At 52.5% G+C, this 11388-nt stretch carries 9 protein-coding genes; 4 read left to right on the forward strand and 5 right to left on the reverse strand.

Going from position 1 to position 11388, the window contains the following annotated elements:
* Nucleotides 1-333: 333 nt before the first annotated feature.
* The 3 genes from RC85_RS22925 to RC85_RS22935 form a co-directional block, all read right to left on the reverse strand.
* Complete coding sequence (locus RC85_RS22925) at nt 334-648, reverse strand: hypothetical protein (protein ID WP_068267076.1); 315 nt, start codon at nt 646-648, stop codon at nt 334-336.
* 103 nt (nt 649-751) lie between these two features.
* Nucleotides 752-2593 (reverse strand): FecR domain-containing protein, encoded by a 1842-nt coding sequence (locus tag RC85_RS22930; RefSeq protein WP_068267077.1) that lies wholly within the window; start codon nt 2591-2593, stop codon nt 752-754.
* Nucleotides 2590-3129: a sigma-70 family RNA polymerase sigma factor gene (locus RC85_RS22935; protein ID WP_068267078.1), complete on the reverse strand. Its 540-nt coding sequence runs from the start codon at nt 3127-3129 to the stop codon at nt 2590-2592. Before RC85_RS22935 ends, RC85_RS22930 begins: the two co-directional genes overlap by 4 nt.
* 359 nt (nt 3130-3488) lie before the next feature.
* Here RC85_RS22935 and RC85_RS22940 point away from each other — a divergent pair, with 359 nt between their 5' ends.
* The 3 genes from RC85_RS22940 to RC85_RS22950 are packed head-to-tail and all read left to right on the forward strand — an operon-like array spanning nt 3489 to nt 6238.
* Nucleotides 3489-4874 (forward strand): sulfatase family protein, encoded by a 1386-nt coding sequence (locus RC85_RS22940; RefSeq protein WP_084422957.1) that lies wholly within the window; start codon nt 3489-3491, stop codon nt 4872-4874.
* Nucleotides 4871-5899, forward strand: a complete 1029-nt coding sequence (locus RC85_RS22945; RefSeq protein WP_068267079.1) for a hypothetical protein — start codon at nt 4871-4873, stop codon at nt 5897-5899. Before RC85_RS22940 ends, RC85_RS22945 begins: the two co-directional genes overlap by 4 nt.
* Nucleotides 5900-5917: 18 nt before the next feature.
* On the forward strand, nt 5918-6238 hold the full coding sequence (locus tag RC85_RS22950) for a hypothetical protein (protein ID WP_068267080.1): 321 nt from the start codon (nt 5918-5920) through the stop codon (nt 6236-6238).
* Nucleotides 6239-6451: 213 nt separating this feature from the next.
* On the opposite strand, the gene RC85_RS22955 is transcribed toward RC85_RS22950, so the two are convergent.
* Both RC85_RS22955 and RC85_RS22960 read right to left on the reverse strand, forming a co-directional pair.
* The gene (locus tag RC85_RS22955) at nt 6452-7495 is read right to left on the reverse strand and encodes a Gfo/Idh/MocA family protein (RefSeq protein WP_068267081.1); all 1044 of its coding nucleotides are present in this window, start codon (nt 7493-7495) and stop codon (nt 6452-6454) included.
* Nucleotides 7496-7537: 42 nt separating this feature from the next.
* Entirely contained in the window at nt 7538-10429 is a 2892-nt protein-coding gene (locus RC85_RS22960) for a leucine--tRNA ligase (RefSeq protein WP_068267084.1), read from the reverse strand.
* A gap of 283 nt (nt 10430-10712) precedes the next feature.
* Here RC85_RS22960 and RC85_RS22965 point away from each other — a divergent pair, with 283 nt between their 5' ends.
* Nucleotides 10713-10928, forward strand: coding sequence for a BON domain-containing protein (locus tag RC85_RS22965; RefSeq protein ID WP_068267082.1), 216 nt, complete (start codon nt 10713-10715; stop codon nt 10926-10928).
* Nucleotides 10929-11388 lie beyond the last annotated feature (460 nt).

An 11388-nucleotide genomic window follows, 5' to 3' on the forward strand; every position in this document is an offset into this window, starting at 1 on the left:
CAATCGCCTTGGCGATTTGACGCTGCAACCCTGGGTCACGGAGCACCAGCAGCCACCCTCCCCCGTCCCCGATTTTGGCGGCGAAGCCGTCAAAATCGGGGACGGGGGAGACTAATTCGTTAACGTCATCAACCCAGGGTTGCGGTTTGCTTCGCTACGCTCGCAAAACCTTAACCCTGGGCTATGGTGTTCAACGCCGTTGGCGTATTCCAGTAGGGACGGAACAAAACTTGGACCTCCAATGTCCGCGTCAACGCCAAAGATTTAGCGGCCCAGGGGGACGCCGAAAGTCTACGCGACTTTCGCTACCTGCTAGCCCAGTACCACCATTCGTTAATGATCACGATCAAGGCTAAGCATATTTTCAACTTCGTGGATTGCGTCCATCGCATTGATAAGCGATTGACGGGCTTTACCAACCCTTCCGGATTCGAGTTGGTTGTAGAGAACATCTAGCGTCAAGGTCGCCACGTTCAAGACATTATTCCAACGATGTCTATCAAACGCTTGATTGTTCTCGGGGGCGAGATCTTCCATTGCATGACAGCACTCGCGAATTTTCCGCATGTCGGAATCAATATCCACGAAGCTGACGTGCAGTTTAAGCAGGCTACTGACTTCGGTCGAATTTTCAACATCGGCTAACATCAATCACTCCCCAGAGATAAGCGGAACAATGGAGAGTTACCAAAACTAGCTCGTCGCTGTAACGCCAATTCCGAAACTATTTTTTTGGTTTTGCTGGCTCAATTCACAAATCATCTTGACGTCCATATTCGTAAATGGATGCCATTTCTTCGCTGTCAAACACCCGGTTCGCGACGATAAGTTCATCGATCACTCCAAAGAATCGATAGCTCATTCCGGATTGTCGTTCGGCAGGCGTTGTGCTGTGGTTTCCCATTTCCATTGTTTCAAGCGGCAACGGTGACACGCGCTTCATCTTTGTGACGCTGGTTCGTTTGCCATTGAAGAAATGGGAAACTTCCATTTTGTGAGGATCGATGGTGACACCGTAACAGCCCCATTTGCCGGTTTGATCTTCAATTTCCGGTTCTGCTCCGCTGGTATACCCGCAGATGTCATAGGTCATCGGTCTTTTGTCCATAAAAGCCAAACTTAGCCGAGCGATATTGCGATCAGACAGCACCCAGCGAAATGTATCTGTTGGGGCATTCGTGTCTTGCAATTCATCCCTAAGCGTTCCGTGCATGCCCCATCGTCGAGGGTGTTCGGTGAGTAACAGAGCCGAAGTCAACTGCAGAAACGCGTCCGGCCTAGCCCAAGTCACAAACGAAAGCTTGTCGTATTTCCCAGGGATTGTGAGTAAGACTCGATCGCTCTCTCGTTGAAACTGCAGCCCTTTTTTGTTGGGCCATCTGCCTTCGCACCACTTCGCTCGCAAGATCGTACCGCTGGTCCCGCGCGTCGTTCCCGTTGATTGGTTGAAGACTTCAATATCGCTTTGCTTTTGATCCTCGAACGTATAATGAACCAGCACCGAGGGATCTTCGCTGATCGACTTGGCGTAGTTCTTCCAAGCGAGATAGCGATTGCTCCACTGTTCTTCACGTAATGAGCGAATTTCTTCGGATTTTGGAAAGCCGTCGAGCGAAAAGTCCGTGCTGACCAGTTCATTAGGTGACACTCGCACCGCCGTGTTTTCGGTGTACTCAATGGCGTCACTTTCGGGTTGTCTGCGAACCGAAACGGCTCCATCAAAAACGTGAACTTCGCTTTCTCCTTCGGCATCAACCCGAATTCCAAACGATGTTCCTAAATCGACCACCTCGCTCTCGCCGGTCAGCACTTGGAATCCTTTTCCGAGTTCTCCGACGTAACACGTCGCTTCACCAGCGTGAATCCGGACGCACTTTGCTGAGATCAATTCGAGCGAGGCTGGGCCTCGGCAAACAAGTCTCGCGCCGGAGGAGAAATCCAGTTGCAGCAGCCCCGCATCAAACCGAAGCGGCCCGGCAGTTAGCAATTCGCCAGTACGGCGAGCCTCGCCCTCTTTCCACTTCACCCCCACTGCATCACTGATGACCGCTAAGTTACTTACTTTATTGCTGACCGCCAGAACTTTAAGATCTGCAGCTTCAATTCGTTGTTCGGGTCGGAGCGTTTGTTGCTTTTTGGGTAACTGGTTTTGCGACTGGTTTTGCGAAGAGGCAATCTTGGTGACTCCATCATCACCGGGTTTCGCCAAACCGTTCACCACGGCGTTGTAAGTTAGTACCATCAAGAAAGATGCCGCCAAAACGAGCAACGCCGCAAGTAGTTTTATCCGATTGTGATCAGTCTTGGCCTGCTTTTGTAAAGATGGAATGAGCTGTGGATTGGTGCTTTCGGGTTGAATGACTTGGCTATCATCCGCCGTGTTTCGCAGGGGCGCCGAATCCTTCATGCACCAGTTTCGCGACCAAGCCAGCGTCGCGTGCAGACGCATCATCTCGCGATACTGCTTGCGATAGTTTTCACTGTCAGTGATCGCAGATTCAAGTCGTCGGTGCTGATGGGGGCTCAGTTGATCGTCGATCAGTTTGCCAAGCAGATCGTCGAACTCTTCCTGGTTGATTGGTTTAGAAATCACGCGAGCCCTTCCGCATTGAGCAACCGATTGGTGCATTCAACCAGCATTCTTCGGATTTTATTCAGAGAGGTTGAAATGGATGGGGCGGGGCGTCCGAGTTCCTTGGCCATGCCGGCGACGTTTGATTCAGAAGTGTATCGAAGCTCGATTAGCATCCGCTGGTGATCGGTCAACTTATCCAGGCAGGTTCGCAGGATTCCTCGGTAGGCTGACTCCGTTACCTCCACGTTCGCTTCAACGGCAATTTTCTCGATCAAGTCGGCCGAAAATTGAAGCCTGTCACGCGCATGATCTCGAAAATATGCACGTGCCTGAGTGCGAACGAATCCACATGCCCATTGGGTAAAATCTCGGCTGGGATCGTAGTCGTCCAGCTTTTCCAGCAGGACTCGATTGGCGTCTTGCAAGACGTCGTGAGCCGCTTCTAAATCGGCCAACAGGGTTACCGCGTATGCGAACAATCGCGATTGTGATTGCACGAGTTTTTCGCAGGGCGAGCTAATTGCATTCGATTTTGATTGGCGATCAGAATTCACGATGTTGGTTTTTTGAGGAGGAAGCGAGGGATCATCTTTCCATTCCCGTATTGGATCACCACCATTGCGAGATATCTAAACCGTCAAAAGCGATGAGGACACACAAAGAATAGCGTTTGTTCGGCGTTAAATCACGGCATCGTCTTGCAGGCAGGTTTCCGGCCCGCAGGCTGGTTTTTACGGGGCCGAGAATGTTACCATTAGGTAGTGTTTTGTTCAGTGTCCTCTTCTGGTTTTGCTAAAAGTGTTTCGTCCAGTATCGAAACTGGCGGGCTGAGTGGTGTTAAACTAAACCAGCAAACCGCGGTCTGACCACGTCAATCGAATCGAATCAATCAACCCAAGATGATCCAAAACCCATGAAGCTCAATATCTCCGTCGCCTTGAAGCTTAGCTTCGCCCTGGTTTTTACTGTTCTTTTCGCGGACCGCAGCACATCGTTGCAAGCCGCAGAAAAGCCAATGAACGTTCTGGTGCTGTACGCCGACGATTGGCGGCACGACACGCTTGGCGTTGCGGGAAATGCGGTCGTCCAAACGCCTTATTTAGATCGCATGGCAAAGGAAGGCGTTCGATTTACCCAAAACTGCGTGACGACTTCGATCTGCGGAGTCAGTCGCGCGACGTTGTTCACAGGGCAATGGATGTCTCGGCACGGAAACAGGGCGTTCAAGCCGTTCGACACTCCCTGGTCGGAAACTTACCCCGGAATGCTACGAGACAACGGATACTTCGTCGGGCATATCGGCAAATGGCACAACGGAAAATTCCCCGCGAAACATTTCGATTTTGGGCGAGAGTACTCTGGCACTCACTGGTTAACCCAACCAGACGGTTCCAAGATTCATGTCACGCAAAAGAACGAAAACGACGCCCTCGATTTTCTTCGCGAAAGGCCTGCTGGCAAGCCGTTTTGTTTGACGCTTGCGTTCTTTGCAACGCATGCCGAAGACAGCAACCCGCTGCAATTTCTGCCTCAACCCGAAAGCATGGAATTGTACAAAGACGTGACGGTACCGGTCGCGGCAAACGCGACCGAAGAATCGTTTCGGCGATTGCCTGAGTTCGTCGCCAATGAAAAGAACGAAGGTCGCAATCGATGGCATTGGCGTTTTGATACGCCGGAAAAATACCAAACGATGATGAAAAATTACTATCGATTGGCCACCGAGGTGGATTCAACTTGTGGTCGCGTGATGGACGAACTTCGCAAACAGGGCGTTCTTGAAAATACGTTGGTGATTTTCACGACCGACAACGGTTATTATCACGCCGAGCACGGGCTGGGCGATAAGTGGTACCCGCACCAAGAAAGTATCCGAGTGCCGTTGATCATTTCGGATCCCCGAATGAATGAGTCCGACGCGGGGCTCGTCAACGACGAATTTACGCTCAGCGTTGACCTGGCACCCACGATCTTGAAAGCTGCTGGAATCGAACCGCCGAAAACGATGCAAGGTCGTGATATTAGCCCGTTGTACCTTGCCGAAGAAACGCCGCAGTGGCGTGACGAATTCTTTTACGAGCACCCGATGTTCAAGAGCAGCGATTTTATTCCGGCTTCCGAAGCACTGGTTCGCAAAGATTGGAAGTACTTTTATTGGCCGGAATTTGATCGAGAACAATTGTTTGATCTCAATGCGGACCCAATGGAAGAGAACGATCTTGTGGCAGACCCAGCACAAGCGAAACGGCTGGTAGAAATGCGTGCTCGATTTGCCGAACTTAAGGAGGCAGCGAAATGATCCGAACTGTTTTTTGCATCCTGTTGCCATTGATGGCGTTTCAGGTCTTCACCGGTCAGGCTTTAGCGCAGGATGCTGCTAGGTCGGCTGAAAAGGTTGAATCGAGCCAACCCAAGATCTTTGGGTTGTCAGCGATCAAAGGAACTCGCAGCAAAGTCACAACGGTTAGCTTTGAAAACAAGCAATCCGAACCATCGACCGCGACGGTGCGGCTTGCGGGCGACGAAGCCGAGTACTTTGAAATCCAGTCGCCTGAATCCGTATCGTGTCTTGCAGGGGAAACCATTGACGTGCAAGTCGTTTTCAATCCACCGGCTGACTTTGTCGGTAAAGTTGACGCGACATTGCAGGTCACCTTTGGCGACGAACCCCCGATTGAACATTCACTTCGGGGACTTAGCACGCGTGGGTTGCAAGGTAAGAACGAGCCGCCACTGGCCGATATTTTGGAAACGCTTGGATACCGCGTCGACATCGGCTGGAATACGCTCGCCAACAACGTTAAGCCGAAAATGATGGGCGACGAGATTTCGGCAAAGCTGTTTAAAAGCGTTGGAACGCAAAGCGTCGATATCATTCCGGTGGCCCGCTACAGCCCCGTTTTTTCGTTGCCGTTTGGTTACTACACAATCGACTCGGGAAAGCCAGTCCTGCATCAGGTCGGCGTGCTCTCGGGCATGAAGACCTTTCCGGAGCACCAGACCTTGCATCCGGCATTGGAAGACGGCGGCACAAGTTTTGAACCGGGCGATGATCGTTTCGGAATTTATACGACCAGCCCAAGCCACGATGCGTATTCCGCGGACCGGTGGAATCGCAAGCTACACAAAAAGCACGCGACCCACGCCTGTCGAATCTACGCCGCAAAGGACGTCAATGGCGAACCGTTAAAGAACCAGTATTTGTTTTGCTTCGAGGAAGCTTTCAACGGCGACTACCAGGACTACGTTTTCGTGGTCCGCCGCATCGAGCCGGTAGTTGCGACAGCGCCCAACGCAAATGAAGGCCAGTCCCCGCAGCAGTAGCGGTACCGGTCAACACGGATGAGTTCGTTTAGCCGCGTGGGCATCGCCCCGCGCGTCGTGCTGGTGCCGTACGCGCGGGGAGATGCCTGGGCTGATGAAACTGCGGTGGGTGATGTTTTTCGCGAACCAGTCGAACATTGCAAATTGCAAAATGAACATTGCAAATTGAAAATTCTTGGAAAGCGGTATTCGCTGGTCAATTTACATTTTTCAGTGTTCATTTTGCAATTTGCAATCAACACCGAAGCCGGTCAGCCACAAATCCCCAAAGCCATCCAGTTTCCCTCCACGCAAGCATTTTCGTCAGCCCAGGTGATGCCCACGCGGTTAAGCGATTAAAAACCCTTCACGGCGTTGGGCATCGCCCCGCGCGTCGTGCTGTCGTGAACGCGCGGGGCGATGCCCGCGCGATTAAACGAACTAATCCGTTTTCCGGAACCAAAACTCTATACAGCGTTGGATCCCACCTCTCCCGCCCTGCGGGGAAAGGTCGAGCCAAAGCGAGGGAGAGGGCTCGCGGCTATGGTGGACTTCATTCAGAAGTAAAGACTTTCAGCTAAGCCTGACGGTCTGTCCGGTTTTGGCACTTTCGTAGATCGCTCGGATGACTTCGACGCTTCGACGGCCCTCGTGACCATTGATCACGGTCGGGCGATCTTCGTTGACCGACGCCACCAATTCTTCAAACAACTGAGTGTGCCCGTGGTGGTCGATTGCCGACGGATCGGCGGCACCACCGCCGCTTGAATTCTTGCCTGCCATTCGCTTGCGGATCGCTTCGTCTTCGTCGGTTTCCTCGGCGAACGACCATTGAATGATATCTTCTTCTTCCAAGACGGCCGTTCCGTGACTGCCGCTAATTTCGATCCGCTTTAGCGATCCCGGGAAGGCTGTGGTCGTCGCTTCGATGACGCCCAATGCACCGTTTTCAAACTTCAACGTTGCCACCGCGACATCTTCGACTTCGATTCGCTCGTGAGTCATCGTGGCGGTCATCGCGCTAATTTCCTTGACCGGCCCCATCAACCAAACCAGCAAGTCAACCGAATGGATCGCTTGATTCATCAACGCTCCGCCGCCATCCATGTTCCACGTTCCACGCCACGCGCCGCTGTCGTAATACGCTTGGCTGCGGAACCATTTGACGTAGGCGTCGCCCATCGTGATCTTGCCAAACCGGCCCTGTTCCACGGCCTGTTTGATCAAGCGGCTTGATTCGTGAAAACGACTTTGGAAAGTGACTGCCAAGCGAACGCCCGCTTCTTCACAAGCCCGAATGATTTCATCACAACGCTCGGTCGTGATTTCAAGCGGCTTTTCAACAATCACATGCTTCCCCGCTTTGGCAGCCGCAACAGCCGGATCCATGTGAGCGCCGCTGGGCGTACAAATCGAAACGGCTTCGATTCTGGGGTCGGCCAACATCGCTTCGAGCGAATCAAACGCCTCGATGTCATTCTTGGCTGCGAATTCTGTTGCAGCTTCTGGACGACGATCGGTCACGCCAACCAAATGAGCACCTTTGGCGTCCGCGATCGCTTTGGTGTGAAAGTTTGCGATCATTCCGCAGCCGACAATTCCGATTCCGATAGACATGTTTTGAAGTTTGAAGCGAGAAGAGTGAAGGGTGAGTTAAAACTACTTGACGACTAGGTTGACCAAGCGGCCTGGGACGACGATTTGTTTGACGATCGTTTTCCCGTCGATCAACTGCTTGACCCGGTCATCGCCCAGGGCAACAGCGGCCAATTCATCTTTGCTGATTTCGGGCGAGACGTTGATCTTGGCTTTGATTTTACCATTAATCTGCACCGGCACTTCGATGCTGGATTGGACCAACGCGGCTTCGTCAAACTTTGGCCACGGGGCGTGAGCAATCGTGTCAGTTTCGCCTAGTTTTCTCCACAGTTCCTCGGCGATGTGCGGAGCGTAGGGCGACAGCAGGATCAAAAAATTCTTGATGGCCGACCGCGGACGTTTTTCAGATTTGCTGAAATGGTTCGTGAATTCCATCATGCGAGCGATCGCAGTATTAAAGCTCATTCCTTCGGTATCTTCGGTCACCTTTTTGATCGTTTGGTGCAAGACGCGGTTCTGTTCTTCGTCGCAATCATCATCCGTCAACGCGCTGCTTAACGCACCCTCGTCGGATCGATGATCCACGACCAACCGCCAAACTCGGTCCAGGAAATTGCGAACGCCGCCGACGCCTTCCATCGCCCAAGGCTTGGTTGCCTCCAGCGGCCCCATAAACATTTCGTACAAACGCAACGAGTCCGCGCCGTATTCGCGAACAATGTCGTCGGGGTTGACGACGTTGCCGCGTGATTTGGACATTTTATCAGCCTTGGCCAAGACTTCGATATCGGTTCCAGCGACAAACGACTTGCCCTTTCGTTTTTCAATTTGATCGTCACGCAAATCGCTGTTGTCTTTTGCATGAACCAGGATCACTGACGCCTTTTCGTCCTCACCGACCGGAACGCCCGCATAGCCCATCGCTGCCAAACTTGCCTTTGCACCGGAGAACGCAGCGGGCGAAAGGTGATACTGCGGCGCGCCCAGAATCATGCCTTGATTGACGAGCCTTCCGAACGGTTCGGGCGTGGAAACGTGACCGCGGTCGTACAGCACCTTGTGCCAGAACCTGGAATACAGCAAATGCAGAACAGCGTGCTCGGCACCACCGACGTACAGATCGACCGGCATCCACGCCTTCTCTTTTTCGGGATCAACCAAGTGTTGATCATTCTTGGGGTCAATGTAACGCAAGAAATACCAGCATGACCCAGCCCACTGTGGCATCGTGTTGGTTTCGCGGATGTAGCGTTTTCCATCTAGCTGGACGTACAACCAATCGTCGTCCGCCTTGGCTAGCGGCGGTTCGGGGCGACCGTGCGGCTTGAAGTCTTCCAAATCGGGCAGCGTGACCGGCAACTGCTCCAACGGAACCGCTCGTTTGCGTCCGGTTAGCTTTCCGTCGGCATCGACTTCATGAAGAATCGGAAAGGGTTCGCCCCAGAACCGCTGGCGACTGAACAACCAATCGCGAAGCTTGAAATTGACTGCCGACTTTCCGATCCCATCTTTGTCCAACCACAACGTCACGGCTTCCTTGACTTCATCGGTCGTCTTTCCATCAAACTGACCGCTATTGATCGCAAGCCCCTGAGCAACGAAACAAACTTGCCCATCCAGGATCGCGTCACGATCTTCGTGATCGGCAGGCGGGTCAACGACCGGAATGACGTCCAAGTCAAACTGCTTTGCGAATTCAAAATCGCGTTCATCGTGTGCGGGCACCGCCATGATCGCGCCAGTCCCGTAACCCGCCAAAACATAGTCGGCGACCCAAACAGGAATCGGTTTGCCAGTGACCGGATTGATCGCGTGGCTGCCCGTGAAGACACCCGTTTTGACTTTGCCGCCGTCGGTGCGATCGCGGTCACTCTTAAACGAAGCTGTCTCGCGATACTGATTGACCTGTTCTGATTGCGCGGCCGTCGTCAACACATCTACCAAGGGATGTTCAGGCGACACGACCATGTAAGTCGCACCAAATAACGTGTCGGGACGTGTCGTGTAGACGCGAAGCGATTGCTGATCGGATACCGCGGAACCGTCCGCATCCATTTCGGTTTCAGGGAATCCGGCTTTGGCTCGCACCGCTTTCCAGTCGGCGTAGTTCGCTTCATCGCCGACGTAGAAATCAACCTCCGCACCGGTGCTGCGTCCAATCCAATCCTGTTGCAGTTTCTTGATTCCCGTCGGCCAATCAAGGTCATCCAAACCTTCCAACAACCGATCGCCGTAGGCCGTAATGCGAAGCATCCATTGACGCAGTGGCAACCGCTTGACCGGATGCCCATCACGTTCGCTAACACCATTTTGAACTTCTTCATTTGCCAGCACCGTGCCAAGTCCAGGGCACCAATTCACCAAAGCATGTGCCTCGAACGCTAACCGTTTTGAATCGCGATACTGCTCGACCGCATCGTCACCCTTGGCAGCGATGGATGCTGGGATCGACAGCTCATCAATCGGGCGGCCTTTGTTTTGTTCCGCATCGAACCAAGTGTCGTACAGCACCAAAAAGATCCACTGGGTCCAGCGGAAGTAGTCTTCGTCTGTCGTCGAAACGACTCGGTCCCAGTCGTAGCTAAAGCCCAGCATCTTCAATTGCCGCACGAACTCGGCAATGTTTTGCTCGGTCTTGATCCGCGGATGAACTCCGGTTTTGATCGCGTGTTCTTCGGCGGGCAAGCCGAACGCATCAAAGCCCATCGGATGCAAAACCTTTATACCGCATGCACGACGATAACGAGCGACAATGTCTGTTGCGGTGTAGCCCTCCGGGTGTCCCACGTGTAGCCCGTCACCGCTCGGGTAGGGGAACATATCTAGGATGTAACTTTTCTGAGCACCGTTTTTCAAATCAGAAGTCGTCAAGTCATCGGTTGCGAACGTTCGATGTTGTTCCCAATACGACTGCCAACGCGGTTCAATCTCGGAAGGGTTGTAACGTGCCATGACTTTATCGTTGGTCAAAATTAGGATTCAACAACACCCGCAAATGTTGCTAGTTCAGCATTTATAGCGCTAGAAATTCGATTCGTGCGAGCGTGATTTTAGGCAGACGAGCATCGTTCACCCAAGGGGATCGGATTTTTGGTCGATGCAACCAAAATGGGGTTTTGTTATGGTAGGAAACACACCAAAAAGCTTGTATGATTGAAACCGATTTCAATCCGCAGTGTGAATTCTGTGGGGCATCACAAACACGCTGTTACTTAAATTTTAACCCTGAGAAAAAATGTCCCACGATCCCGAAACTGAATCCTTGTGCCAACGGATCAGCGCTGCGCTGAAACGAAACGGATTTGAGAATGTTCAATGTGAACATGATGGCACCGACTACCGATTGACCGGTTCGGTCGCTCGCGAACAAGACCGCGCCGTTGCCTACGCTCTTGCCCGAACCACCATCGGCGTCGAAAAAGTCGTCAACTCGATCGTGGTCAGCAGTTAAGGAACTGTCCTGAATCCTTCGTAGCTGGACCCGCCAGGGTTCAGTCGGGTACAGATCAACGCCGTGAAGGGATTCCAAATTGTTTCACCGCGTGGGCATCGCCCCGCGTGTCGTGCTGGCCCAAACGCGCGGGGCGATGCCCACGCGGCTAAACGAACTAAGGAACGAGCGGGGAATAAGTGTCGCCTTTCGCAGGGGACGTCGTATTAATTACTGCCGGATTGGTGTCGTCACTCATCCCGAGGGAAGTCGAACAAATCAATGCAAATTGTCGTTGATCGATCCGCGATCATAACGTTCGTGAATAGTCCCGACGAGGCTGTGATTTTTTGTAAACGACGGAAAACATGGTGTCTGAGATTTCTGTTTTGTTGCCAAAGATCACGATCGAAAGCAATCTCAAGAGCGAGAGCCGTAGTTTTGAATCGAATATTTTTCGTTCGCTCGCACATCATTTTAA

Source organism: Rubripirellula obstinata (assembly GCF_001642955.1).
Classification (GTDB): Bacteria; Planctomycetota; Planctomycetia; order Pirellulales; family Pirellulaceae; genus Rubripirellula; species Rubripirellula obstinata.